The 25,852-nt window shown below is 67.0% G+C and carries 26 protein-coding genes and 1 tRNA gene; 3 read left to right on the forward strand and 24 right to left on the reverse strand.

Annotated features, from left to right (window positions below; translation table 11 throughout):
• Positions 1-87 precede the first annotated feature (87 nt).
• Complete coding sequence (gene murA / locus QGN31_RS18650) at positions 88-1,341, reverse strand: UDP-N-acetylglucosamine 1-carboxyvinyltransferase (RefSeq protein ID WP_008254832.1); 1,254 nt, start codon at positions 1,339-1,341, stop codon at positions 88-90.
• Between the two features lie 114 nt (positions 1,342-1,455).
• Between murA and QGN31_RS18655 the strand changes: the two genes are divergently transcribed.
• Positions 1,456-2,040 carry a cob(I)yrinic acid a,c-diamide adenosyltransferase gene (locus QGN31_RS18655; RefSeq protein WP_009955322.1) on the forward strand — a complete coding sequence of 195 codons (585 nt, stop codon included), beginning with the start codon at positions 1,456-1,458 and terminating at the stop codon, positions 2,038-2,040.
• Between the two features lie 30 nt (positions 2,041-2,070).
• Here QGN31_RS18655 and QGN31_RS18660 read toward each other — a convergent pair whose 3' ends face one another.
• The 21 genes from QGN31_RS18660 to argS form a co-directional block, all read right to left on the reverse strand.
• Positions 2,071-2,514: a DUF2550 domain-containing protein gene (locus QGN31_RS18660; RefSeq protein ID WP_009955321.1), complete on the reverse strand. Its 444-nt coding sequence runs from the start codon at positions 2,512-2,514 to the stop codon at positions 2,071-2,073.
• Between the two features lie 6 nt (positions 2,515-2,520).
• Positions 2,521-2,886 (reverse strand): F0F1 ATP synthase subunit epsilon, encoded by a 366-nt coding sequence (locus QGN31_RS18665; protein WP_008254826.1) that lies wholly within the window; start codon positions 2,884-2,886, stop codon positions 2,521-2,523.
• A 50-nt stretch (positions 2,887-2,936) separates the two neighbouring features.
• The gene (atpD, locus tag QGN31_RS18670; protein ID WP_008254823.1) at positions 2,937-4,397 is read right to left on the reverse strand and encodes a F0F1 ATP synthase subunit beta; all 1,461 of its coding nucleotides are present in this window, start codon (positions 4,395-4,397) and stop codon (positions 2,937-2,939) included.
• A gap of 28 nt (positions 4,398-4,425) precedes the next feature.
• Positions 4,426-5,340, reverse strand: coding sequence for a F0F1 ATP synthase subunit gamma (locus QGN31_RS18675; protein ID WP_008254818.1), 915 nt, complete (start codon positions 5,338-5,340; stop codon positions 4,426-4,428).
• 6 nt (positions 5,341-5,346) lie between these two features.
• Positions 5,347-7,002, reverse strand: coding sequence for a F0F1 ATP synthase subunit alpha (atpA, locus tag QGN31_RS18680; protein ID WP_014941503.1), 1,656 nt, complete (start codon positions 7,000-7,002; stop codon positions 5,347-5,349).
• 70 nt (positions 7,003-7,072) lie between these two features.
• The gene (locus QGN31_RS18685) at positions 7,073-8,413 is read right to left on the reverse strand and encodes a F0F1 ATP synthase subunit B/delta (protein WP_008254814.1); all 1,341 of its coding nucleotides are present in this window, start codon (positions 8,411-8,413) and stop codon (positions 7,073-7,075) included.
• 6 nt (positions 8,414-8,419) lie between these two features.
• The gene (locus tag QGN31_RS18690; protein ID WP_008254811.1) at positions 8,420-8,953 is read right to left on the reverse strand and encodes a F0F1 ATP synthase subunit B; all 534 of its coding nucleotides are present in this window, start codon (positions 8,951-8,953) and stop codon (positions 8,420-8,422) included.
• Between the two features lie 9 nt (positions 8,954-8,962).
• A complete protein-coding gene (locus QGN31_RS18695) occupies positions 8,963-9,211 on the reverse strand; it encodes a F0F1 ATP synthase subunit C (protein WP_024636915.1) in 249 nt (82 codons plus the stop codon).
• 84 nt (positions 9,212-9,295) lie between these two features.
• A complete protein-coding gene (gene atpB / locus QGN31_RS18700; protein WP_008254800.1) occupies positions 9,296-10,054 on the reverse strand; it encodes a F0F1 ATP synthase subunit A in 759 nt (252 codons plus the stop codon).
• Positions 10,047-10,541, reverse strand: coding sequence for an ATP synthase subunit I (locus tag QGN31_RS18705; RefSeq protein ID WP_014941502.1), 495 nt, complete (start codon positions 10,539-10,541; stop codon positions 10,047-10,049). The genes atpB and QGN31_RS18705 overlap by 8 nt, the downstream gene beginning before the upstream one ends.
• 216 nt (positions 10,542-10,757) lie before the next feature.
• Positions 10,758-11,936: a UDP-N-acetylglucosamine--decaprenyl-phosphate N-acetylglucosaminephosphotransferase gene (rfe, locus tag QGN31_RS18710; RefSeq protein ID WP_008254794.1), complete on the reverse strand. Its 1,179-nt coding sequence runs from the start codon at positions 11,934-11,936 to the stop codon at positions 10,758-10,760.
• Positions 11,937-11,997: 61 nt separating this feature from the next.
• On the reverse strand, positions 11,998-12,657 hold the full coding sequence (locus tag QGN31_RS18715) for an L-threonylcarbamoyladenylate synthase (RefSeq protein WP_014941501.1): 660 nt from the start codon (positions 12,655-12,657) through the stop codon (positions 11,998-12,000).
• Between the two features lie 48 nt (positions 12,658-12,705).
• Positions 12,706-13,632 (reverse strand): peptide chain release factor N(5)-glutamine methyltransferase, encoded by a 927-nt coding sequence (prmC, locus tag QGN31_RS18720; protein ID WP_014941500.1) that lies wholly within the window; start codon positions 13,630-13,632, stop codon positions 12,706-12,708.
• 28 nt (positions 13,633-13,660) lie between these two features.
• Entirely contained in the window at positions 13,661-14,734 is a 1,074-nt protein-coding gene (prfA, locus tag QGN31_RS18725; protein ID WP_009955314.1) for a peptide chain release factor 1, read from the reverse strand.
• A gap of 99 nt (positions 14,735-14,833) precedes the next feature.
• Positions 14,834-15,064 (reverse strand): 50S ribosomal protein L31, encoded by a 231-nt coding sequence (gene rpmE / locus QGN31_RS18730; protein WP_014941499.1) that lies wholly within the window; start codon positions 15,062-15,064, stop codon positions 14,834-14,836.
• Positions 15,065-15,229: 165 nt separating this feature from the next.
• Positions 15,230-17,095, reverse strand: coding sequence for a transcription termination factor Rho (gene rho, locus QGN31_RS18735; RefSeq protein ID WP_201407346.1), 1,866 nt, complete (start codon positions 17,093-17,095; stop codon positions 15,230-15,232).
• 267 nt (positions 17,096-17,362) lie between these two features.
• Positions 17,363-18,310 carry a homoserine kinase gene (thrB, locus tag QGN31_RS18740; protein ID WP_168710506.1) on the reverse strand — a complete coding sequence of 316 codons (948 nt, stop codon included), beginning with the start codon at positions 18,308-18,310 and terminating at the stop codon, positions 17,363-17,365.
• A 76-nt stretch (positions 18,311-18,386) separates the two neighbouring features.
• On the reverse strand, positions 18,387-19,469 hold the full coding sequence (thrC, locus tag QGN31_RS18745; RefSeq protein ID WP_008254781.1) for a threonine synthase: 1,083 nt from the start codon (positions 19,467-19,469) through the stop codon (positions 18,387-18,389).
• Positions 19,466-20,791, reverse strand: coding sequence for a homoserine dehydrogenase (locus QGN31_RS18750; protein WP_008254778.1), 1,326 nt, complete (start codon positions 20,789-20,791; stop codon positions 19,466-19,468). Before QGN31_RS18750 ends, thrC begins: the two co-directional genes overlap by 4 nt.
• A gap of 4 nt (positions 20,792-20,795) precedes the next feature.
• Entirely contained in the window at positions 20,796-22,214 is a 1,419-nt protein-coding gene (lysA, locus tag QGN31_RS18755) for a diaminopimelate decarboxylase (RefSeq protein ID WP_008254777.1), read from the reverse strand.
• On the reverse strand, positions 22,211-23,863 hold the full coding sequence (gene argS, locus QGN31_RS18760) for an arginine--tRNA ligase (protein WP_014941497.1): 1,653 nt from the start codon (positions 23,861-23,863) through the stop codon (positions 22,211-22,213). Before argS ends, lysA begins: the two co-directional genes overlap by 4 nt.
• Before the next feature lie 115 nt (positions 23,864-23,978).
• Here argS and QGN31_RS18765 point away from each other — a divergent pair.
• Positions 23,979-24,051, forward strand: a tRNA-Arg gene (locus QGN31_RS18765).
• Positions 24,052-24,086: 35 nt separating this feature from the next.
• Here the strand turns inward: QGN31_RS18765 and QGN31_RS18770 are convergent.
• Positions 24,087-24,410, reverse strand: a complete 324-nt coding sequence (locus tag QGN31_RS18770; protein WP_008254773.1) for a hypothetical protein — start codon at positions 24,408-24,410, stop codon at positions 24,087-24,089.
• Positions 24,411-24,585: 175 nt separating this feature from the next.
• On the opposite strand from QGN31_RS18770, the gene QGN31_RS18775 reads away from it, so the two are divergent.
• Positions 24,586-25,269 (forward strand): hypothetical protein, encoded by a 684-nt coding sequence (locus tag QGN31_RS18775; protein WP_026071516.1) that lies wholly within the window; start codon positions 24,586-24,588, stop codon positions 25,267-25,269.
• Between the two features lie 15 nt (positions 25,270-25,284).
• On the opposite strand, the gene QGN31_RS18780 is transcribed toward QGN31_RS18775, so the two are convergent.
• Entirely contained in the window at positions 25,285-25,755 is a 471-nt protein-coding gene (locus QGN31_RS18780; RefSeq protein WP_008254770.1) for a hypothetical protein, read from the reverse strand.
• Positions 25,756-25,852 lie beyond the last annotated feature (97 nt).

Genomic DNA, 25,852 nt, shown 5'->3' on the forward strand with positions numbered 1-25,852 from the left:
GGCTAGTACCAATCCAGCGAGGGAGTCAAGGCCCCGCTCTCGTCCACCTTCGCGTCGGTGATCGCGCTTGTGGGGCACTGACTTTGGTTACTCTACCCGCTCGATCTCCGCTCCCAAAATCGCCAGGTTTTCCACGAACAACGGGTAGCCGCGATCGATGTGGAAGACGTCGTGAACCTCGGTGTCGCCGTCGGCGACGAGCCCCGCCAACACCAGGCCGGCGCCGGCCCGGATGTCCGAACACCACACCGGCGCGCTCGACAATTGCGGCAGCCCACGCACGACGGCATGGTGCCCGTCGGTGCGGGCGTCGGCGCCCAGCCGGATCATTTCCTCGACGAAACGAAAGCGCGCCTCGAATACGTTCTCGGTGATCATCGACGTGCCATCGGCGATCGACGCCAGCGCGATCGCCATGGGCTGCAGGTCGGTGGGAAACCCGGGAAACGGCAGGGTCGCGACATTGACGGCCTTCGGGCGCTCGTACTGGGCCACCCGGAAGCTGCTTTCCGTTTGGGTGACGGTGGCGCCGGCGTCGTGCAGCTTGTGCAGCACCACCTGCAGGTGCGCCGGGTCGACACCGGTGACCGAGATGTCTCCGCGGGTCATCGCGGCGGCGATGCCCCACGTGGCGGCGACGATGCGATCCCCGATGACGCGGTGTTCGGTCGGGTGCAGTCGCGGGACGCCGGTGATGGTCATCGTCGGCGAACCGGCGCCTTCGACCTGCGCGCCCATCTGGTTCAACATCGTGCAGAGGTCGACGACGTCGGGTTCGCGCGCGGCGTTGTGGATCGTGGTCACGCCTTCGGCCACGACCGCGGCCATCAGGATGTTCTCGGTGGCGCCCACCGACGGAAACTCCAACTGAATCTCCGCGCCGCGCAACGTATCAGCCTGCGCCACGACGCATCCGTGTTCGATGTTGCATTGCGCGCCCAGCTGGCGCAGGCCGGCCTGGTGCATGTCCAGCGGCCGCGAGCCGATCGCGTCTCCGCCGGGAAGGGCGACGCGGGCCCGCTTACACCGACCGACCAGTGGGCCCAGTACGCACACCGAAGCCCGGAACTGGCGCACCGCCGCGAAGTCGGCATCGTATTTCGGCTCGTCGGGCGAGGTGATCCGGGCGACGTCACCGTCGAGTTCGACGGTTGCCCCGAGGCCGCGCAGCACCTCGGCCATCAGCGGCACGTCGAGGATGTCGGGGCAATTGGTGATGGTGCTGGTGCCTTCGGCCAACAACGCCGCGGCCATCAGCTTGAGCACGCTGTTCTTTGCGCCCCCCACCGCGACTTCACCGGACAACCGGTTGCCGCCGGTCACCACGAATCGCTCAGCCACCCGGGTCAGTCTAGTGAAGCGGTATCGGCTTGTCAGTCGGCCGGCTTGCCAGCGAGCCCGTATGCCAACGAGCCAAGTCTTGGCCCCTACACGCGCCGCAGTACCGTTTTGCTCATGGCAGTGCACCTGACCCGCATCTACACGCGGACCGGCGACGACGGCACCACGGGATTGAGTGACTTCTCCCGGGTCCCGAAAACCGACCCCCGCCTGGTGGCCTACGCCGACTGCGATGAGGCCAACTCGGCGATCGGCGTCGCCGTCGCCGTCGGTCACCCCGACGGCGAGCTCAAGGCCGTGTTACGCCAGATCCAAAATGACCTCTTCGACGCCGGCGCGGACCTGTCCACCCCGGTGGTGGAAAACCCCGAGTACCCGCCCTTGCGGGTCACCCAGCCCTACATCGACCGGCTCGAAAAGTGGTGTGACACATATAACGAGTCGTTGCCCAAGCTGAATTCCTTTGTGCTGCCGGGCGGTTCGCCGTTGTCGGCGTACTTGCACGTGGCGCGCACCGTGGTGCGCCGAGCCGAGCGCTCGGCGTGGGCGGCGGTCGACGCCGCCCCGCAGCAGGTCAACATCCTGCCCGCGAAATACCTGAACCGCCTGTCGGATCTGCTCTTCATCCTGTCGCGCGTGGCCAACCCGGACGGCGATGTGCTGTGGAAGCCGGGCGGCGGGCAAGCCCCCACGAGTTAACCGGCACCGCAGGGCGTTCGGTGATGCAGGCTAGATGCTGCGCCGGCGGGAACGCGGCGACGGGCGCGACTCCAGCCACGACAGGAACGCGGTCAGCGCACCCTTGTCGAAGGCGATCTCGTAGCCAGACCTGCGGTCCTGGGTCGTGTCGCGCAGTTCGATGACGACGATCTCGTCGGTCATGATGTCGAATTCGTCGCCACGTGGCGCGCGCCGGGCCACGATCTCAACGCCTCGCCGGCTCAGCCGCCGGTCCGGCCACAGTCGCAGGCTGGAGAGCCGGTAGAACGCGGCTTCGCCGCCGCGGTAACGGATTACACCATGCCGCCAGCCGTGACCGCCCACCGCGGGAACGTCGCGCATGATCCCCGCCGTGCCGCCCTGGCGCAGCTTCCACAGCCGATAACTCAACGCAACGACGGCGGCCGCCAGCACGACGACGAGCACGACCATGGCGGTCATGGGCGCGCTCATCGGCGCTTAGTCGATCGCGCCGACGGCGCGCAATCTGGCGCGCCCCCTGGCGGCGATACGCGGATCGTCCGACTCAGAAGCCTCTCTCGCGGCGCTCTCGTCGATCTCCGACTCGAACTCGGCGGATTCGGCCAGGATGGTCACCGTCTCCTCGGTGACCGACAAGAATCCGCCATCCACCGCGACCCGGAGATCGTCGTCGCCCTCTCGTTCGACGCGCACCATTGCGTCGTCGACCAATTGCGCTACCAACGGGATGTGCCGCGGCATGATGCCGATCTCACCGACGGTGGTGCGGGTGAACAGAAACGTTGCCGCACCCGACCAGATCTTTCGGTCGACGGCGACGATCTCAACGTTCAATTCGGCCATGCCACAGACCCCTTCGATAGCGTGCGAGCCCGTTTCGGCCCGGGTGCAAGTTAGAGCTTGGCGCCAAGGCTCTCTGCCTTCTTGGCCAGGTCGTCCAGACCACCGATCAAGAAGAAGGCCTGCTCGGGCACGTGGTCGAACTCGCCCTTGGTCACGCGGTCGAACGCCTCGATGGTCTCCTTCAGCGGAACCGTCGAACCCGGCTGACCGGTGAACTGCTCGGCCGCCATCATGTTCTGCGACAGGAACCGCTCGATGCGCCGCGCCCGCTGCACCAGCTGCTTGTCCTCTTCGGACAGCTCGTCGATACCGAGGATCGCGATGATGTCCTGAAGGTCCTTGTACCGCTGCAGGATTCGGATGACTTCCTGGGCCACGCGGTAGTGCTCGTCACCGACGACGCTCGGGTCGAGGATGGTCGAGCTCGAGGCCAGCGGGTCCACCGCGGGGAAGATGCCCTTGGAGAACACCGACCGCGACAGCTCGGTGGTGGCATCCAGGTGCGCGAAGGTCGTCGCCGGCGCCGGGTCGGTGTAGTCGTCGGCGGGCACGTAGACCGCCTGCATGGACGTAATCGACTTGCCTCGCGTCGAGGTGATGCGCTCCTGCAGTTCGCCCATCTCGTCGGCCAGCGTGGGCTGGTAGCCGACCGCCGAGGGCATACGACCGAGCAGCGTCGACACCTCCGAACCGGCCTGGGTGAACCGGAAGATGTTGTCGATGAACAACAACACGTCCTGGCCGGCTTCGTCACGGAACCACTCGGCCATGGTCAGCGCGGAAAGCGCCACTCGCATACGGGTACCGGGCGGCTCGTCCATCTGACCGAACACCAGCGCGGTGTCCTTGAGCACGTCAGCCTCTTGCAGTTCGACCCAGAGGTCGTTGCCCTCGCGGGTGCGCTCCCCCACCCCGGCGAACACCGACGTACCACCGAAGTTACGGGCGATGCGGTTGATCATCTCCTGGATGAGCACCGTCTTGCCGACACCCGCGCCACCGAACAGCGCGATCTTGCCACCACGCACGTACGGGGTGAGCAGGTCGACGACCTTGAGGCCGGTTTCGAGCATCTCGGTGCGAGGCTCGAGCTCTTCGAACGGCGGCGGCTTGCGGTGAATCGACCAGTGCTCGAGGTCTTCTCCGTAGCCCGGCTTGTCGAGGCAGTGCCCCAGGGCGTTGAAGACGTGGCCCTTGACCTCCTGGCCGACGGGCACCGAGATGGAACGTCCCGTGTCGGTCACCTCGACCCCACGCACCAGACCGTCGGTGGGCTGCAGCGAGATGGTGCGCACCAGGTTGTCCCCGAGGTGCTGGGCGACCTCGAGCGTGAGGGTCTTCGCCAGTTCCTCGAACGTGATCTCCGCGTTGAGCGCGTTGAACAGTTCCGGCACGGAACCGCGGGGGAACTCGACGTCGACGACGGGCCCGGTGACCCGTACCACCCGGCCGCTGGTGTCGCTCTTGGCCGACTTCGTGGACTTCTCGTCGGTTGCTGTCGTAGCAGGCATAATTTCTTTCGCTTCCTAGTGGTGCTACCTAGCGGGCGTCGGCGAGCGCGTTTGCGCCACCGACGATTTCGCTAATCTCCTGGGTGATCTGGGCCTGCCGCTCGCGGTTCGCCATCAGCGTCAGGGCCTTGATGAGGTCGTCTGCGTTGTCGGTGGCCGACTTCATCGCGCGTTGGCGCGAGGCCAGCTCCGATGCCGCCGATTCGAGCAGCGCCTCGTAAACACGGGTGGTCAGGTACCGCGGCAACAGCGACTCGAAAAGCGTTGTCGCATCCGGCTCGAACGAATACAACGTTCGCACTTCGGGCGGTTCCTCGACATATTCGACCACCATGGGGGCGATCCGGTGTGCGACCGCCGCCTGCGACAACATCGACTTGAACTCGCTGTAGACGATGTGCAACTCGTCGACGCCCTCGACGTCGGACTGGCCTTCGTCCTCGTCGCCGGTGCCCAGCATGAACGCGTTGACCAACGTCTCGCCGATCTCGGCGGCGTTCTCGTACTGCGGCTGCTCGGAGAAGCCGGTCCAGGAGCCGCTGATGTCCCAGTTGCGGAACTTGTAGTAATTCAGCGCTTTACGGCCGACGGCGTACAGCACCGGCGTCTTGCCTTGTTCCCGCAGCAAGGAGAAGAGCTCCTCGGCGCGGCGGAAGATGCTCGCGTTGTAGGCACCGCACAGACCTCGGTCCGACGTCACCACCAGCACGCCCGCCCGCTTCGGTTCGGGCCGCTCGACGAGCAACGGGTGGTCGAGGGCGGCCTCGGCGGCCAGCGTGGTGAGCATCGCGGTGATCTGGAAGGCGTACGGCCTGGCGGCGTCCAGCCGCGCCTGAGCGCGACCGATCCGCGACGTCGCGATCAGCTCCTGGGCCTTGGTGATCTTTTTGATCGATCCGGCCGAGCGGATGCGTCCGCGCAATTCACGAAGTGTGGCAGCCATAGGTTGCTACTTCTTTGCCTTCTTCTTGGGCGCAGGCTTGGTGACCTTCACCGATTCCTTTTCGAGCTCGCCCTCATCGAGCGCCTCGACGTGCTCGTCGGGCACCACCGATCCACCACCGGTGGCGGCGAAGCCCTTCTTGAAGTTGTTGATGACCTTCTTGAGTTCTTCGGCCGCCTCGTCGGAGAGCTTCTGGGTGTCGCGGATCCCCGACAGGAGTTTCTCTTCGGAGGCCCGGATGTGGTCCAGCAATTCGGTTTCGAAGCGCCGGACGTCCTCAACGGGCACCGAGTCCAGGTGGCCACCGGTGCCGAGGAAGATCGAAATCACCTGCTCCTCGACGGGCATGGGCTGGTACTGGGGCTGCTTGAGCAACTCCACCAGCCGCGCGCCACGATCCAGCTGAGCCTTCGACGTCGCGTCGAGGTCGGAGGCGAAGGCCGCGAACGACTCCAATTCGCGGAATTGCGAGAGGTCCAAACGCAGCGAGCCCGCCACTTCCTTCATCGCCTTGATCTGGGCGGCGCCGCCCACGCGGGACACCGAGACACCGACGTTGATGGCCGGCCGCACACCCTGGTTGAACAGGTCGGACTCGAGGAAGCACTGCCCGTCGGTGATCGAGATGACGTTGGTGGGGATGTAGGCCGAAATGTCGTTGGCCTTGGTCTCGATGATCGGCAGACCGGTCAGCGAGCCGCCACCGAGTTCGTCGGAAAGCTTGGCGCAACGCTCCAAAAGCCTTGAGTGCAGGTAGAACACGTCACCCGGGTAGGCCTCGCGGCCGGGCGGGCGGCGCAGCAGCAGCGAGATCGCGCGGTATGCCTCGGCCTGCTTGCTCAGGTCGTCGAAGACGATCAGCACGTGCTTGCCGTCGTACATCCAGTGCTGGGCGATCGCCGAACCGGTGTAGGGCGCAAGCCATTTGAACCCGGCCGAGTCGGACGCCGGCGCCGCGACGATGGTGGTGTAGTCCATCGCACCACCCTCTTCGAGCGCGCGCCGGACCGAGGCGATCGTGGTGCCCTTCTGGCCGATGGCCACGTAGACGCAGCGCACCTGCTTGCGCTCGTCGCCGGACTCCCAGTTCTGCCGTTGGTTGAGGATGGTGTCGACGCAGACGGCGGTCTTGCCGGTCTTGCGGTCGCCGATGATCAGCTGGCGCTGGCCGCGGCCGATCGGCGTCATCGCGTCGATGGCCTTGATCCCGGTCTGCAGGGGCTCTTTCACGCTTTGCCGCTGAACCACCGAGGGCGCCTGGATCTCCAGGGCGCGCCGGACGTCGGTTTCGATGTCGCCCTGACCGTCGATCGGCTGGCCCAGCGGGTTGACCACGCGGCCCAGGAACGCGTCGCCGACGGGGACCGAGAGGACCTCGCCGGTGCGCTTGACCTGCTGGCCCTCTTCGATCTTCTCGAAGTCACCCAGGATCACCGCGCCGACGTTGTGCTCGTCGAGGTTGAGCGCGACGCCGAGCACGCCGCCGGGGAACTCGAGAAGTTCCTGGGTCATCACGGACGGCAGGCCTTCGACGTGGGCGATGCCGTCACCGGCGTCGACGACGGTACCGACCTCTTCGCGGGCGGTGTCGGAGGTGAAAGAGCCTACGTACTCCTCGATGGCGCTCTGAATGTCACCAGCGGAGATTGTCAACTCGGCCATGGCTTTTCGTCTTCCTACTTGATCTTCGTAACGCGTGCGTCGGGATGGATTTGTGGTTGGTCTGGGGTGGTCAGTCGGGCAACTGCGCCTCGGCCGCGGTCAGACGGGACGCGAGCGTTCCGTCGATCACTTCATCGGCCACCGAGATGAGCAGCCCGCCCAGCAGTTCGCTGTCGATCTGCAGCTGCACCGCCACCGGGTGACCATAGATGCGGCTGAGCACCTCGGTCAGGCGGGTGCGCTGGGCGTCGCTCAGGTCGGCCGCGGCGCTGACCTGCGCGACGACTTCGCCGCGGCGCGCCACCGCGACCTCTGCGAGGAACTGGATGGCCTCCTCGGCCGGCTGGCCCCTGAGCAACTCGACCGTCTGGGTCAGCAGCGCGGCCGCGATCGGATGAACCTTGGTGCTCGCGCTGTCGAGCACCTTGCGCAGCAACGCAACTCGGCCTTCCACCGGAACGGCGTAGTCGCCCAACAAGATCGCCAGTCGTGGTTGCGCGTCCAGGATGCGCGAGAACCGGAACAGTTGTTCCTCGATCTCGTCGACCTTGTCCTCACGTTCGGCGACTTCGAGCAGCGCCTGCCGCGAGACATGCTCGAGGGCGTCGATGAGGTCGGAACTGGCCGACCAGCGCTCCGATACGGCCGAGCGCAGAACGTCGAGGGTAGCGTCGCCGACCTGGCCGGCGAGCAACCGCTCGATCAACCGGGTCCTGGGTTCCGCGTCCTCGGCGGGCACGGTGAGGTACCGGGTGACAACGATTTCGCGGTCCAGCATCTGCGCCACGGAGACGAGTTCGCCGGACAGGGTGGAAAGTCCCTTGTTGTCAAGGTCTTTGGTGATGGTGCTGAACCACTCCGAGAGGTTGGTCAGCGCGACACGGCTCGACGAGCGCATCTTGGTCATCAGCGGATACTGGACATCCGCCGATGCGGGCGCCATCGCGTCGAGGTCGTCGAGGAATCGATCCACGGTGGCCGATTGCTGTGCGGAGTCGGCGACGAAGTTACGCACCAGCTCGCCGGCCTGGCGCACCGCTTCGTGACCGAGTTCCAGGCGCAGCTGACGACTCAGCTGGGTACGCAGCAGGTCGACCTGGCGGCCGCCCTGCGACTTGATGCGTTCCGCCTCGACACCGGCCTGGGCCGACAACTGCTCGGTGATGCGCTTGGAGTCCGACTCCGCCTCTTCGACAACGCGTTTCGACTCTGCCTTGGCGTCCTCCACGGCCTTGCTGTGGGCGGTGGTCGACTCGGTCAACCGATCGCTCGCCGCGGCCGCGTCCTTCAATTGCTGGCGCACCGTGGCCTGCCGCGCGGCCATCAACCGACGCACCGGCGGCACGACATAACGCACCACCAGGAACACGATGGCCGCAAAGCCCACCAACTGGCCGATGAAAGTCGACATACGTAATTACCGTCCGGATGTCTTGGTTGCGGATGTGGTCGCTGCAGCGGGGGCGACGTCGACGCCGAGGATGCGACTGGCCAACGTCGCCGCCATGGACGCCACGTTGGCACGCAGATCCAGTTCCACGGCGTCCCTTTCCCGCTTCAGTTGCTGGGCGGCCAGCTGCAACGTCGAGGACACCTCTTGCTCGGCCCGGGCCCGCGCCTCTTCCACGACCTTACGGCCCTCGGCGCGCGCGTTGTCGCGTAACGACGACGCCTGCACTCGGGCTTCGGTCATGGCTTCTTCGTAATCGGCCTGGGCGGCCTCGAACTGCTCGGCCGCCTTCTTGGTGTCGGCGGCCGTCTTGGCAACCATGGCGTCGCGCTCGCGCAACACCTTCATGACCGGCGGCACGACGAACGTGCCGATGACGGCCAGCACGATCAGGAAGATGGCCAGCACGAAGAAGAAGGTGCCGTTGGGAACGAGGAAGTTGTTGCCTCCCTCTGCCACCACCTGGCCGGACGCCAGAACGCTCAGGCTCGCGTCACCCATCACAGCGAACTAGGTGCCGACGGGTGTTGCGAAGACGAACAGCGCCATGAAGGCCAGGTTGATGAAGTAGGCCGCCTCAACCAGACCGACGGTGATGAAGAACGGCGTGAACAGCCGGCCTTGCGCCTCGGGCTGCCGGGCGATCCCGGAAACCAGCGCGTTACCGGCGATACCGTCACCGATACCGGCACCGATCGCGCCGCCGCCCATGATGAGTCCACCGCCGATGAGTGCAGCGGCAGCGACTTGGGGGTCCAGAGCCATTCTTATCCTCCTTGATATCTGGTAGGGGTCTACCAGGCCTCTGTAATGGTGCGTGGGACAAAACAATTCATGGTGGCTTTAGTCATGGTGATCCTCGATCTCCATGGCTTGACTGAAGTACAAGATGGTCAGAATCGAGAAGATGAAGGCCTGGATCGCCCCGACGAACAGGTCGAAGGCCTTCCAGATCGCGTTGGGCGCCCACATGATGTACGGCGGGAACAGCGCGATCAGCGCGACCAGGATGCCGCCCGCGAAGATGTTGCCGAAAAGTCGCAGCGACAACGAGATTGGCTTGGCCAGCTCCTCGACGACGTTGATCGGCGCCAGGAACGCCACGTGGCCCTTGAGCACGGCGAGGGGGTGTCCGACGACGCCGCGGCGCCAGATGCCGGCCACGTGGTAGCAGACAAAGACGAAAAGGGCCAGCGCCAGAACGTAATTGATGTCCGCTGCCGCCGACTTCAGCAGCTCGGTGGTGTGCCCGGAGGCGTCGGTGTACTGCAGCGGGAGCACCGACAGCCAGTTGGAGATCAGGATGAACACAAAGATGGTGACGGCCAGCGGCAACACGAACGGCGCGATCCGCATGCCGACCGCGCTCTCGATCTGGTCGCGCATCTGGACCGTGATGGCTTCCCAGAACAACTGAACACCGCTCGGGACACCGGTCGAGGTGATCTTCGCCCGCAGGAAGAAGGCCAGCGCGAGCACGATCAGCGCGGCGATACCCGTCGACATGATGGTGTCGGTGTTGACGGTCATGCCGAGCCAGGTGGCGTGGTTGTGTTCGCCGACCTCGATCGCACCTTCGGCCAGGAACGTCGTCTCAGGCATCGGTGGTGTTCCTTCCTTCCGTACCTTCCGATCCTGCGTTGACGCCGCCTCCGGCACCGTCCGCGGATTCCGCCCAGTCGCCGGCGCGCAGCTTCTTCCACACCGGCAGCGCCGTCGATGCCACCAAGAGGATCTGGAAAAGCGCCAATCCGAACACCACGCCCAGGCCGGCGGGCCGGAAGACGTAGGCGATGATCAGCCCGATGACGGTGATGATGGCCAGCCGAGACGCCGAGTTGACGGCCATCGACCTTTTCAGCGGGTGATCCTTCGCGGTGATCGACTCAACGGAGCGACGCACCAGTACCGCATTGAGCAAACCCAGCAGCAGCCCGATCCCGAAGAAGACGCCAACCATCAGGTGACCGGACAGCCCGGCTGCGAGCACCGCCACCACCGTGATGGCAATGCTGATCGCGAAGAGCCGAACCGGACGGAAAGCAACAGAGGGAAACACCAACGGCGCGTCCTGCGCTGGTGTCGTCACTGCAGCACCTCAATCCCAGGTTGGTGATACGGGAACCCCTCGACCGACTGATCGGTGGTCCGCCGAGCGTATCGCACGTCACAGTTGAATCACCCAAGGGGTATCTCCCGAGGCCGGTCTTGAACCAGCCCGATCGGATGAGCCTCCGAGGGGCCGGTCGCCTGTGCGGCTTTTTGGGGTTCTACCTGGACCGTACCACACAACACGCCTCTACTACTACCCCTCGTCGTAGTAGTCGTCGCCCCGGCGCAAGAGCGGGATCGCCGTCGCGACGCCGGCGACCACGATGGCGCCCAGCATCACCGCGGCGGTGTCGCGGGGGCGGAAAAAGATCGTGCTCGCCGCGCCGAACGCGACGATGCCGACCCACAGATAAATCAGCAACACCACGCGGCGGTGGGAATGGCCGATCTGCAGCAACCGGTGATGCAGATGCATCTTGTCGGGGCTGAACGCGCTGCGGCCCGCGCGGGTGCGACGCACGATCGCCAGCAGCAAATCGAGCATCGGCACGAAGATGACGGCCGCGACCAGCAGGAACGGTGACAGCAGGGCGAACACGTCGCGGGCGCCGTAGGCGTTTTGCGAAACGGGGCCGGCCGCTGTCGTGGAGGCGGCGGCCAGCATCAAGCCGATCAGCATCGAGCCGGAGTCGCCCATGAAGATCTTGGCGCGATGAAAGTTGTGCGGCAGAAAGCCCAGACACGCCCCCGCGAGCACCACCGAGATCACCGCCGGCGGATAGAAGAGGACGTCGCCGCCGTGGTCGCGGAGCAGCCCGACCGAGAACATGCAGATCGCCAACGCGGTGATCAGGCCCAGCCCGGCGGCCAGACCGTCGAGCCCGTCGACGAAGTTCATCGCGTTGACCACCGATACGGTGAGCGCCAGCGTCAGCAGGATCGACGACGCCTGGTCGAGCACGATGGTGCCGACCCCGCCCATGGGGATGTACAGGACGCTCCAGGCCACACCCATGGTGACCAGCACGCTGGCCGCGGTGATCTGGCCGGCGAACTTGGTCAGGGCGTCCAGGCCCCACCGGTCGTCGATCAGCCCGATCCCCATGATGACCGCGCCGGCCACCAGGACCGCTGGCATGCCCGTGGAGTAGACGAACCCGCGGGTGAGCGCGGGAAGCTGGGAGGCCAGGAACACCGCGGTGACGACGCCGAGAAACATCGCCAGCCCGCCCATGCGCGGGGTGGGTGTGACATGTACGTCGCGCTCCCGCGGATAGGCGACGGCGCCCAGCCGGGTCGCCAGCACGCGGACCGGTCCGGTGGCGAAATAGGTGATGATCGCCGCGGTGAGTCCCACCAGCGCCAGCTCGCGTAGCGGAACACCGGCGCCGCGGTCAGAAAGGGCGAGCAAACCACCGGCAAGGTTGGTCATGTCGCTGGACACCAACGAGACCGTAGTGCACAAACCTGGGAGCTCGCGACAACCGCTCCAGTCAGGCCTCGGCGGTCAGGCCCTCAGGATCGACACCGAGGACTTCGGCGATGCGCTCCGCGCTGACCGGGCCCCGCCGCAGGATGCGTGGCGTGGGTCCGGTCAGGTCCACGATCGTGGAGGCGGCGCCCTGCTCGGACGGACCCGCTTCCAGGTAGACGTCGACGAGATCGCCGAGTTGATCTCGCGCCTCACCGGCGTCCACGGCGGCCGTACGGCCGGAGACGTTGGCGCTCGAGACCGCCAGCGGTCCCACTTCACGCAGGAGTTCGATGGCGACCGGGTGCAGCGGCATCCGCAGCATCACGGTGCCGCGGGCATCGCCGAGGTCCCACTGCAACGACGGCGCCTGGGTGACCACCAGGCTGAGCGCGCCCGGCCAGAACGCGCGGATCAGGTCGCGGGCGCCGTCCGGCATGGTGTAGACGAGCCCCTCGATGGTGTGCCAGGAGCCGACCAGCACGCCCACCGGCATGTCGCGCCCACGCCCCTTCGCCGAGAGCAGCGCCGAGACCGCGGCGCTGTTGAACGCGTCGGCACCGATGCCGTACACCGTGTCGGTCGGCATGACCACGAGCCGCCCGCCCTTGAGAGCTCCTGCCGCCGCGGCGATTCCGAGCACGCGCTGCTCGGGATCGGCGCAGTCAAAGACGTCGGTCATTGGCGCCACTCCTCCTCATCGCTGCGCTCTGCATCGTCGCGACGCGCGTCATTGGCGCCACTCCTCCTCATCGCTGCGCTCTGCATCGTCGCGACGCGCGTCATCGGCGCCACTCCTCCTCGCCGTCACGAACCGCGGCCGGCCGGTCAGGTCCTGACGCGCCCGGACGTCCTCGAAAAGCCCGGTGCGAACGAACAATTCCACGGTCTCGCGCGAAGTGGTGTCGTCATGCTCGATGCCGATCAGCCCCCCGGGACGCAGCCAACGGCCGGCGAGGCGCACTATCGGAGCAATCACCGCCAGACCGTCCGGCCCGCCGAACACCGCCTGGTAGGGATCATGTTGGGCGACTTCAGGGTCCAGCACGGCGCCGTCGGGAACATAGGGCGGGTTGGCCACGATCAAGTCGACTCTTCCGTCCAGTTGCGGAAGCACGCCGGGTTCGGTGACGTCGGCCCGCACGATCTCGATGGCCGTGCCCTCAGCGTTACCGCGCGCGTACTCGAGGGCGGCGTCGGAGTTGTCGAGAGCGACGATTCGTGCCTCCTGCCCCAGTTCGGCCCGCTGGTGGGCCAGCGCCACCGCCAAAGCGCCGGACCCGGTGCACAGGTCGACGATGACCGGCCGTGGCGCAAGTCGTTGCGCGCGGGCCCATTCCAGCAGGGCCTCGGTTTCGGGGCGGGGTATGAACACGCCGGGACCGACGCGCAGCTGCACGGGACCGAATGCCGCCGTCCCCAGCAGATGCTGCAGCGGCACGCGTCGCGAACGAACGGCCACCGCGTCGCGGTACCGTCCGAGAAAGTCCTCGCCGGGCGATTCGAGCAACGCCAGGCGACCGCGGTCGATGCCCGCCAGGTGCGCGGCCAGCTGCTCGGCATCCCAACGCGCGGAATCGATTCCCGCTTCGGCGAGGGTGGCCGTCGCATCGTCGATCGCGCGCCGCAGGCTGAGCTGGCGTGTCCCGCTCCTCATCGCTTCGCTCCGCGTCGTCGCTGGGACGTCATGCTTGTTGCAGCCGACTTTGCTTGTCGGCCGCGGCCAGGGCATCGAACAACGCATCCAGGTCGCCGTCGAGCACTTGATCGAGATTGTGCGACTTGAAGTTGATGCGGTGGTCGGCGATCCGGTTCTCCGGGAAGTTGTAGGTGCGGATGCGCTCGCTGCGGTCCACCGTGCGGATCTGACTGGCCCGGTCCGCCGACGCGTCCGCCAGCGCCTGTTCTTCGGCCAAGGACTGCAGGCGCGCCGCCAGAACCTGCAGCGCCCGCGCCTTGTTCTGTAGCTGCGAGCGCTCGTTTTGACAGGTGACCACGATTCCGGTGGGCAAGTGCGTGATCCGCACCGCGGAGTCGGTGGTGTTGACACCCTGGCCGCCCTTGCCCGACGAACGGTAGACGTCGATGCGCAGATCCGACTCGTCGATCTGCACCTCGCCGATTTCTTCGGGTTCGGGATACACGAGCACACCCGCCGCCGAAGTGTGAACGCGGCCTTGGGATTCCGTCACTGGGACGCGTTGAACCCGGTGCACCCCGCCCTCGAACTTCATCCGCGACCAGACCCCGTCGGCCGAATCACCCTTGCTGGCGATGGACAGCGTCGCGTCCTTGTAACCGCCGAGGTCCGAGGTGGTTTCGTCCAGCACGGTGACGGTCCAGCCGTGCCGCTCGGCGTAGCGAATGTACATCCGGGCCAGGTCAGCGGCGAACAGCGCCGACTCTTCCCCGCCCTCACCGGATTTGACCTCGAGCACGATGTCGTCGGCGTCGTGCGGATCGCGCGGGGCCAGCATGTCGGTGAGCTGGGTGTCCAACTCGGCCACCCGGGATTCCAGGTCGCTCGCCTCGGCGGCGAAGGAATCGTCGTCGGCGGCCAGTTCGCGCGCGGCCTCGAGGTCTTCACGGGCGGCCATCAGCTTGCGGTAGGTGCCGACGATCGGGGCCAGCCGCGCGAAGCGCCGTCCGGCCTTGCGGGCTTCGTCGGGGTTGCTGTGCAGTTCGGGGTCGGCCAGCCGTCGCTCGAGGTCGGCGTGCTCGGCCAGCAGCACGTCAATGGTCTGTACCGGCTTCGTCATGCCACACCTCCTGCCCCGTTGTCACCCGTCACTGCCGCAAACGCAAACCGACGCCCGGCCTGTGCGACTGCACGCACAGTTCGGGCGTCGGTAACCGAGCTATTTGTCGGCAGCAGCTCCGGCCTTGCGCTTGCCGTAGCGCTTCTCGAAGCGGGCGACCCGGCCACCGCTGTCCAGGATCTTCTGCTTGCCGGTGTAGAAGGGGTGGCACTGCGAGCAGACCTCGACAGTGATGTGGCCACCGTCTTTGGTGCTGCGCGTCTGGAAGGTGTTGCCGCATCCGCAGAGCACGGTGGTCTCCGCGTAGGCGGGGTGAATGTCAGCTTTCATGGTGTCCTCTTCGATCGTTTCAGCGTCCGATTATGCCGGGTCAACCGTCATGCCCCAAAACAGCGGGATGGGCTTCGCCATTCCCGGGGCGGTCGCCGCGAACTTGAATCACGGCGCTGGCTCCCGGCGTGTCTTGTGCGTGGTTTAGCGGGAGCGACGGTCCCCCTAGTCGTTGTCCATCCCGGGCGTCGTCTTGGACACCTGGACCAGGAACTCGTAGTTGGTCTTCGTCTTGCGCAGCTGCGACATCAGCAGGTCGATGGCCTGGTGGGAATCCAGGCCCGACAGCACGCGGCGCAGCTTGTGCACGATGCCGAACTCGTCCGGCGACAGCAGCAGTTCGTCCTTACGGGTGCCGGAGGGGTTCACGTCGACCGCGGGGAAGACCCGGCGTTCGGAGATCTTGCGGTCCAGCTTGAGCTCGGCGTTGCCGGTGCCCTTGAACTCCTCGAAGATGACCGTGTCACCGGTGGACCCCGTCTCGACCATCGCGGTGGCGATGATGGTCAGCGAGCCGCCCTCCTCGATGTTGCGCGCGGCGCCCAGGAAGCGCTTGGGCGGGTACAGCGCGGTGGAGTCGACACCACCGGACAGGATGCGGCCCGACGCCGGCGAGGCGTTGTTGTAGGCGCGCCCGAGGCGGGTGATCGAGTCCAGCAGCACGACGACGTCCTTGCCCTGCTCGACAAGCCGCTTGGCCCGCTCGATGGCCAGCTCGGCGGCCTGGGTGTGATCGGACGGCGGCCGGTCGAAGGTCGAGGAGATGACCTCGCCCTTGACCGAACGCTGCATGTCGGTGACCTCCTCGGGCCGCTCGTCGACGAGCACGACCATGAGGTGGCATTCCGGGTTGTTCTTGGTGATCGCGTTGGCGATGTCCTGCAGGATCGTCGTCTTACCCGCCTTGGGCGGCGACACGATCAGCGCACGCTGGCCCTTCCCGATCGGCATGATCAGGTCGATGACCCGCGTGGTCAGCCGGTCGGGCGTGGTTTCCAGGCGAAGACGCTGGTTGGGGTACAGCGGCGTCAGCTTGGAGAAATCGGGGCGCTTCTTGGCGTCCTCGACCGAGCCGCCGTTGACGCTGTCCAGACGGACCAGCGGGTTGAACTTCTGCCGCTGGTTGGGCTGCTCGCCTTCCTTCGGCACGCGGACGGCGCCGGTGACGGCGTCACCGCGGCGCAGGCCGTTCTTGCGCACCATGTTCATCGACACGTAAACGTCATGGGGCCCGGCCAGGTAGCCGGAGGTGCGCACGAACGCGTAATTGTCGAGGACGTCAAGAATGCCGGCTACCGGCTGAACGACGTCGTCCTCGCGCAGTTCGGCGTCGCCGCCCTCTCCGGAGCGCTCGCCCCGGCGCCGGCGGTCGCGGAAGCGGCGTCCCCGCCGGCCGCCGCGTCCTTCGCCGTCGTCGTCCTGCTGGTTCGACCCGCCACGGCCCTGCTGGCCGCCGGAGCTCTGTTGATCCTCGCTCCCGCCGCCCTGGCCGCGGTTCTCGTTCTGGTTGTCTTTGTCCTGCTTGCCTTCGCGGCCGTCGGTCTCGCCGGTGGCGCCGCCAACTCGGCCGCCGGTGCGCTCGCGATCGGCATCCTCGTTGCCGCGGTCGGTCGATCCCGCGTCGCGGGAAGCGCCGCGTCGTTCGCGGCGGGGCGCCTCGGTGGCTGCGCCGTTCTGGCCTTCCTTGGCCGGCGGTGCGTCAGCGCCGTTGTCGTCCTTGGTGTCTTTGGTGTCGTCGTCTTTGGTGTCCGGCTTGCCTCTGTCCTCAGTGGACTTCGTGCCGTTGGCGGGCACGCCGTTGGCCTGTCCCCTGACTTCTTTGATCGCGGCGATCAGTTCGTTCTTACGCATACCCGACGTCCCTTTGACGCCGACCTGGTTAGCCAGCGCGCGTAGCTCGGGCAGCACCATGGTGGACAGGGCGCCGGCCGAAGCGCTCGTCTTCGCGTCGGGAGTGTCGGTGGTCACGGCATTAGACAGTTGATTGGCGTCAGTGTTTTCGCCAGCCGTGAACAGGTCCGTATCAGTCACGGAGTTCCTTTCTTCCCCCAATGATCACGTCATACGGGGGGTTCGTTGCATTCAGCCAAATTGCCGAGTGCGCCCAATCATCGACTCTGCAACGGTGATCGCCTGGATCGGCGGAGTAAACGGCGAACCTCGTCCACAAGAAGAATTGGTGTTGTCCTAGCGGCAAGGCAGTATGGTTGCAGATGCAGATGCTGCGATTGCTGGACGGCTCCGAGGATAGCCCCCATCCCTGCTGGAAGCAAGCAAACCCTCCGGCCACGCTGTTGATCAACCCGCGACGGTGACTCCCGGACTCCAGCGAACTCGTTCGCCGGCGGCCATCTTGATGAGGGCAAATCCGCTTGTGGCGGCGTACTCCACCGCCTCCGGGGGCAACCCCGCCGCCGTGGTCATCGCGATCACCGATGGACCAGCCCCGGACAGCGTCGCTGCCACGTTATGACGCCGCAGCAGCCGCAAATATTCCGCCGAGGCGGGCATGGCCGGTGCGCGCTGCGGCTGGTGGAGCACATCTTCGGTGGCCGCCATGAGCAGGTCCGGGCGTTCGGTCAGCGCGACCACCAGCAACGCGGTGCGGCTGACGTTGAAGCGTGCGTCGTCATGGCTGACCTGCGCCGGCAGCAGCACGCGGGTCTCGGCCGTCAGGGAGCGTTCCTCGGGAACGGCGCAGTACAGGTGGATGTCGGGGTGAAGCCGCAGCGGCACCGCCGCGTACCGCGGGTGATCACCGCTGCGGTCGACCCACGACACGACCGCACCGCCCAGCACGGCCGCCGCCGCGTTGTCGGGATGACCCTCGAAGTCCGAGGACAATTGAATCAGCTGGGTGTCGTCGAGCGTCTGCCAATCCGTCTGCGCGACAAGGCCGTTCGCGGCCGCAAGCCCGCCCACCACCGCCGCCGCGGACGAGCCCAGGCCGCGGGAATGCGGGATGGCGTTGCGGCACCGCACCACCAGCCCGGGGGCGCGGACCCCGACAGCTTGCAGGCCGCGCTCGAGGGCGCGCACCACCAGATGGTCGGCGTCCACCGGCAGTTGGCCGGCACCTTCCCCCTCTACCGTGACGACCAAGCCGGAAGAAGTTGTCTCCACGGTGATTTCGTCGCACAGACTCAACGCCAGACCGATGCTGTCGAAGCCCGGCCCGAGGTTTGCGCTGGAGGCCGAAACCACGGCGGTGGCCACCAGCCCGGCGGGCAGCATCGGGGTCACCAACGTGACCGCCGAGTGTGGGCGCTATGTACGTGGCCTGCCTGGAATTCGTCCATACGCCCCGCGCTCGGTGACCGCACTACGCCAGCCCCAGTTTTTCGACCACCAGGACCGGATCAACCGGCAGCGCGGTCACGGTGGGCATATCCCGTAGTGCCGTGTCGGGATCCTTGAGCCCGTTGCCCGTCACCGTGCACACGACCGTCGACCCGCGGGCCACCCAGCCGTCGTCGACGGCCTTGAGCAGACCCGCGATGCTGGCCGCCGAGGCGGGTTCGACGAACACACCTTCGGACTCGGCCACCAGGTGGTAGGCGGCCAGGATCTCCTCGTCGGTGGCCGCCAGGAAGCGGCCGTTGGATTGGCGCTGCGCGTCGACCGCGGCCGTCCACGACGCGGGCGCGCCGATGCGGATCGCGGTCGCAATCGTTTCCGGGTTCTTGACCGGCGCACCGTTCACCAGGGGGGCCGCGCCGGCCGCCTGGGTGCCCAGCATCCGCGGCAGCTTTTCGATCAGGCCCTCGTGGTGATACTCGGTGTATCCCTTCCAGTACGCGGTGATGTTGCCCGCGTTGCCGACCGGAAGGGCGTGCACGTCCGGCGCTGCGCCGAGCGCGTCGACGATCTCGAACGCGGCCGTCTTCTGGCCCTCGATGCGCACCGGGTTGACCGAATTGACCAAGGAGATCGTCGGGAAGTCGGCGGCCATCTTTCGGGCCAGTTCCAGGCAGTCGTCGAAGTTGCCGTCGATCTGGATGATCTTGGCGCCGTGCATCACCGCCTGCGCCAGCTTGCCCATCGCGATCTTGCCCTGCGGGATCAGCACCGCGCAGGTGATCCCGGCGCGGGCGGCATAGGCCGCCGCCGACGCCGAGGTGTTGCCGGTCGAGGCGCACAACACGGCCTGTTGGCCGCGCGCCACCGCATCGGTGACCGCCATCGTCATCCCCCGGTCTTTGAAGGAGCCGGTGGGATTGAGGCCCTCGACCTTGAGATGGACTGTGCAGCCGGTCTTTTCCGACAGGCGGGTCGCCGCGATCAGCGGGGTGCCGCCCTCGAGCAGGGTGACCGGGGTCCAGTCGTCGCCCACCGGCAACCGGTCCCGGTAGGCCTCGATGAGCCCGGGCCAGGGCTGGTGGACGGCGGTGCGCGGCGCGCTCATAGGGTGGTCCCTTCCAGTCGCAGCACGCTCGTCACGCTCTGCACGGCATCGAGGTCGGCGAGCGCGTCGACGGTTTCGGACAGCGCGGCGTCCGTGGCGCGGTGGGTGACCACGACGATCCGTGCCCCCACCCGTCGTCCGCCCTCGTCCGCGACGCCCTCCTGCCGCACCTCGGCGATGCTGACCTCGCGTTTGGCGAATTCGGCTGCCACCGAGGACAACACGCCGGGCTTGTCCGCCACGTTCATGCTGACGTAGTAGCGCGTGGAGATCAAACCCATTGGGGCTACGGGGAGTTGGGCGTACTTGGATTCCCGCGGCCCGCGGCTGCCCAGCACGCGGTTGCGCGCGGCCATCACCAGGTCCCCGGCCACGGCGGACGCGGTCGGCGCGCCGCCGGCGCCCTGGCCGTAGAACATCAGCCTTCCGGAGGCCTTGGCCTCGACCACGACCGCGTTGAACGCCCCGTTGACCGTGGCCAGAGGATGCGACAGCGGCACCAAAGCCGGATAGACGCGGGCCGAGACCCGCTCCTGGCCATCGCCGTCCGTGATGCGCTCGCAGATGGACAGCAGCTTGATGGTGCAGCCCAGCGCACGGGCGGACTCGAAGTCGGCCGGCGTGACCTTGGTGATGCCCTCGCGATAGACGTCGTCGGCGATCACCCGCGTGTGGAACGCGATGGACGCCAGGATCGCGGCCTTGGCGGCGGCGTCGTATCCCTCGACGTCGGCGGTGGGGTCGGCCTCGGCGTAGCCGAGCGCGCTGGCCTCGGCCAGCGCGGTGTCGTAGTCGGCGCCGGTGCTGTCCATCGCGGACAGGATGTAGTTCGTGGTGCCGTTGACGATGCCCGCGACCCGCAACACCGTGTCGCCCGCAAGCGACTGGGTGAGCGGCCGGATGACGGGAATCGCGCCCGCCACCGCCGCCTCGAAATACAGGTCGACATGCGCGCTTTCGGCCGCCTGCGCCAGCTCGCCGGTGGAGATGGACAGCAGCGCCTTGTTCGCCGTGACGACCGATTTGCCGTGTTCGAGGGCGCACAGGATGGCCTTGCGGGACGGCTCGACCGGTCCCATGAGCTCCACGACGATGTCGACGTCATCGCGCGCGGCGAGCCCTTCGATGTCGTCGGTGAGCAGCTCGGCGGGAACGCCACGGTCGTCGGCGACGCGGCGCACTCCGACGCCGCGCAGCACCAGGGGCGCGCCGACGCGGGCCGCGAGGTCATCGGCGCTTTCCTCGATGATTCGGACGACTTCGCTGCCGACGTTGCCCAACCCGAGTACCGCTACACCGACCGGCTTTTCCTCACGCGGCACCAGTTCACCTCACTTCCAGACTCAGCAGATCGTCGACCGTCTCGCGGCGCAGGAGCAGGCGCGCGCGCCCGTCACGCACCGCGACGACGGCGGGACGGCAGACCATGTTGTACCGACTCGACAACGAATAGCAGTAGGCGCCGGTGGCGGCCACCCCGATCAGGTCGCCGGGATGCAGGTCGCCGGGCACCCACGTGTCGCGCACGACGATATCGCCGCTCTCGCAATGCTTTCCGACAACACGCGCCAGCTCCGCGGGCGCATCGCTGAGCCGGGAGACCAGCCTGGCGTCGTATTGGGCGTCATACAGGGCGGTGCGGATGTTGTCGCTCATGCCGCCGTCGACGCTGACATAGCGCCGGTGTGCCGTGGCACTGACGTCCACGTCCTTGACGGTGCCCACCTCGTAGAGGGTGATGGTGCCCGGTCCGGCGATGGCTCGTCCGGGCTCGACGACCAGCCGCGGTGTCGGCAGCCCGACAGCCTCCGACTCGTTCTTCACGATCGCGCTCAACTTGGCGGCCAGTTCGCCCATCGGCGGCGGGTCGTCCGCGGCCAGATACGAGATACCAAGTCCGCCACCGAGATCCACGGTCGAGATCTGCGCGGTCTTGTCGACGCCGAACTGCTCGACGGCCTCGTGCAGCAGGCCGAGGACACGGCGCGCGGCGAGTTCGAAGCCGGCGACGTCGAAGATCTGCGAACCGATGTGGCTGTGCAGACCGACCACCCGCAGGTGTTCGGCTTCGAATACCCGGCCGACGGCGGCCAACGCCGCGCCGCTGGCCACGGACAGTCCGAACTTCTGGTCCTCGTGTGCGGTCGAGATGAACTCATGGGTGTGCGCTTCGACACCGACCGTGAGACGGACGAAGACGTCCTGGACGATACCCGCCTCGCCCGCAATGGTATTCAGACGCTCGATCTCGGTCATCGAGTCCAAAACGACGTGGCCGACACCGGCTTTGACCGCCGCGGTCAATTCCGCGACTGACTTGTTGTTGCCGTGGAAGGTGATCCGCTCCGGCGGGAAGTTGGCGTGCAGCGCAACGGCCAGCTCGCCGCCGGTGCACACGTCGAGCGACAGGCCTTCCTCGTCGATCCAGCGCGCGATCTCGCTGCACAGAAAGGCTTTCGCGGCATAGTGCACGTTCTTGCCCCCACCGAACGCCGACGCGATCTCGCGGCAGCGGGACCGGAAATCGTCCTCGTCGACGACGAACAGCGGGGTGCCGTACTCCTGGGCGAGGTCGGTCACCGCTACCCCCGCGATGCTGGCGACTCCGCCTTCATCGCGAGTCGTGTTGCGGGGCCACACGTTTGGCGCCAACAGCAGCAGCTCCTCGGCGGATTGCGGCCGCGGCGGGCTGTCGGCGTGGCGGGTCTCTTCGGCGTGCCGAGGACCGGCGGGATGAACGTTCACATTCGCTCCGGGGCAGTGACGCCGAGTATCGCCAAGCCGTTGGCGATCACCTGGCGGGTCGCCTGGCACAGCGCCAGGCGCGCGGTGTGCAGATCGGTGGGCTGCTCGTCGCCCTGCGGCAGCACCCGGCAGGAGTCGTAGAACCGGTGGTAGTCGCCGGCGAGGTCTTCCAGGTAGCGGCAGATCCGGTGCGGTTCGCGCAGCGACGACGCCGTCGTGAGCACCCGCGGGAATTCGCCGAGGGTGCGCAACAGCGTCCCCTCCTTGTCGTGGTCGAGCAGCCCGAGGTTCCCGGTGTCGGGGATGAGACCGAGTTCGGCGGCGTTGCGGGCCAGCGCCGAGAGCCGGGCGTGCGCGTATTGCACGTAATAGACCGGGTTTTCGTTGGACGCCGACGACCACAGCGCGAGGTCGATGTCGATCGGGGTGTCCACCGAGGACCGGATCAGGCTGTAGCGGGCGGCGTCGACGCCGATCGCCTCGACGAGATCGTCGAGGGTGAGCACGGTTCCGGCGCGCTTGCTCATCCGGACCGGCTGGCCGTCGCGGACCAAGTTGACCATCTGGCCGATGAGCACCTCGACGGTGGCCGGGTCCTCGCCGAGGGCGGCGGCGACCGCCTTGAGGCGGGCGATGTACCCGTGGTGGTCGGCGCCGAGCATGTAGATGCACAGGTCGAAGCCGCGTTGCCGCTTGTCCAGGTAGTAGGCGATGTCCCCGGCGATGTAGGCGGGCTTCCCGTCGCTCTTGATCACGACGCGATCCTTGTCATCACCAAAGGCACTGGCGCGCAACCATGTTGCGCCGTCCTTCTCGTAGATGTTGCCGGTCTCGCGCAGCTTGGCGAGGGCCTCGTCGACCCGTCCGCTGGTGTGCATCGCGTCTTCGTGGGTGTAGACGTCGAAGTCGGTGCCGAATTCGTGCAACGACTCCTTGATGTGGGTGAACATCAGGTCGACGCCGATGGCGCGGAAGGTCTCGTGCATCTCGGGGGCGGGCAGGCTCAGCGCGTCGGGGGCCTTCTGCACGATCTGGGCGGCGATGTCGTTGATGTAGGCGCCCGCGTAGCTGTCTTCCGGGGTGGGTTCGCCCTTGGCCGCGGCGATCAGCGAGCTGGCGAAGCGGTCGATCTGGGCGCCGTGGTCGTTGAAATAGTATTCGCGCACCACGTCGGCGCCCTGGGTGGACAGCAGCCGGCCCAGCGCGTCGCCGACCGCGGCCCAGCGGGTTCCGCCGATGTGGATCGGCCCGGTCGGGTTGGCCGAGACGAACTCCAGGTTGATGTGGTGACCGGCCAGCGCGTCGGAATGGCCGTAGCGAGCGCCGCCGTCGATGACGTTGTTGACCACGACCGCCTGCGCCGACGCCTCGAGGCGCAGGTTGATGAAGCCCGGTCCGGCCACCTCCGCGGAAGCGACGCCGTCGGCCTGCGCGAGTGCCTCGGCGAGCCATCCGGCGAGCTCGCGGGGGTTGGCACCGACCTTTTTGCCCAGCTGCATCGCCAGGTTGCTGGCGTAATCGCCGTGCTCGGGATTGCGGGGCCGCTCGACGGTCACCGTCGCCGGCAGCATGGCAGCGTCCAGCCCGCGCTCGGCCAGCACCGCGGCGGCGGTGTTTTTGAGCAGCTCAGCGAGGTCAGCGGGGGTCACGAGCGTCCATCCTATTGGCTCGCATGCCCGCGCCCCGAATCCGTTGCGGTGGCGGGGCGGCCGCCTGGATGCGCTAGTCTGTCGGAGCCCAATGGTGCAACAACAAAGTTGTAGCGCCCCCGTAGCTCAGGGGATAGAGCGTCTGCCTCCGGAGCAGAAGGCCGCAGGTTCGAATCCTGCCGGGGGCACCGGTGTTACCGCAGGTCAGATGGTACTTTTGCGCTTAATCCGACGACTTGTCCGACTCATCGGAGTCCTCTGGCCCGTCGGAGTCCTCTGACTTCTCCGCCTTTTCGGACTCGTCGGACTCGTCGGACTCCTCGGCCTTGGCAGACTCCTCGCCCTCGCCGGACTCCTTGGCCTTATCGGAATACGTCGCCTCGTCGAGCTTGTCCGCATACTTCGTCAGCAGCCCCGCCAGGTCGCGCGCCTCCTCGGCGGCCAACGAATCCTCGAAAAGGCGCTCGTCGCTGTCCGAGATGCGCTCGACGTAGACCGCGGCGGCCTTGATTCCGACGTCCCATCGGCCCCCCTCGTGACGAACCATGTGCTGCCGCCTTTCGACCGGTGACTCGCTCTCGAACTTCTGCGCCGCGCGCTAGTGCGTTGTTTACCCACTTCTGCTGTAGGCCAGACGGTCACATTCGCTCGAACGACGCGTCGCACGCCCGTCTTCTGAAAACACCGCCACACAGGTCACAGGCGACATTAAGCTGCTGGCCGTGGGCGTGAGAGTGTTCGCCAAGGGCGCTGGCCGATGGCTGGCGGTCGCGGCGTCGCTCGTCGTCTCGGCCGCCATGATCCACGCCCAGGGCACCAAGCCGCGGTGTTGCGCCGAGACGCCGGCGGCGGCCCCCACCAGCGCCACCGCGGCGGCGGCCCCGCCACCCAGCCCACCGCACACCGCCAGTCCCGCGGAGGTGGAGGCGCTCACCGCCCTGGCACCACCCGCCCCCTCCGCCGGCCAGCAGTTCCAGCTCGCGTTGCCCCGCGGCGTCGCGTCCGAGGATCGGCTACAGGTCAAGACCATCTGGGCGGCCCGCGCGATCGGAGTGCTCTTTCCGCAGATCAAGACGATCTACGGGTATCGGGAGGACCCGCTGCCGTGGCATCCCAAGGGGTTGGCGATCGACGTGATGATCCCGAACTTCCACACCCCCGAGGGCATCGACCTCGGCAACCAGATCGCCGGGTATGCGCTGGCGAACGCCAAGCGCTGGGGCATCAATCACGTGATCTGGCGCCAGAAGATCTACCCGGGCGTCGGCGGGGGCAACTGGACGGCCGACCTGGGCTCGGAGACCGCCAACCATTACGACCACGTCCACATCGCCACCGACGGTGGCGGCTATCCGACCGGTCACGAGGTGTATTACATCGCCTCCATGACCAGCGCGCCGGATTGATCGGCGTCGCCTTCGTCAGGCCGTCCCGGCGGCAAACGCCGCCACCGGCATTTCGACCGTTCCGCGGCACGGGCCGCCGTTGATGTCGGTGTGCCAGACACCGCGCAACGATCCGTCCGCCTGCGGCGTGTAGAAGGCCCACGACCGCGCGGGCGCCCACACCTTCGGCGCGCCCTCGCCCATATAGCAATCCCACTGAAAGTCGAAGCGCTCCACCCATTTCGCCCCGTCCCAGGTGTAGCGCGACGGCTGGGGCAGGGTCGGATTCTTGGGCGTGGGCCCGTCGGTGGCGGTGGCCACACACCGGCCCGACGAGCATGCGGTGGTGAAGACGTAGTCGGCGCTGAACGTGGCTTCGGCCTGCGTCGCGGCGACGCTGGTGCCGGTTTTGCCGGCCGCATACCGCACCAGTGAGTATTTGCCGTTCCACGACGGCGACACCGCATGGGCGCAGACGGCGGGGGCGCCGGCGACCGAGGCAGTCACGGCTGCGAGGACCGCAACTACCCGAAGCCTCGGTCGCATCGGTCAATGGTGAGCGTCCGATGACGCGGTGTGATCTCGGCGAGGACACGATCACGGT

Origin of the sequence: Mycobacterium sp. 2-64 (genome assembly GCF_035918375.1) — a bacterium.
Classification (GTDB): Bacteria; Actinomycetota; Actinomycetes; order Mycobacteriales; family Mycobacteriaceae; genus Mycobacterium; species Mycobacterium intracellulare.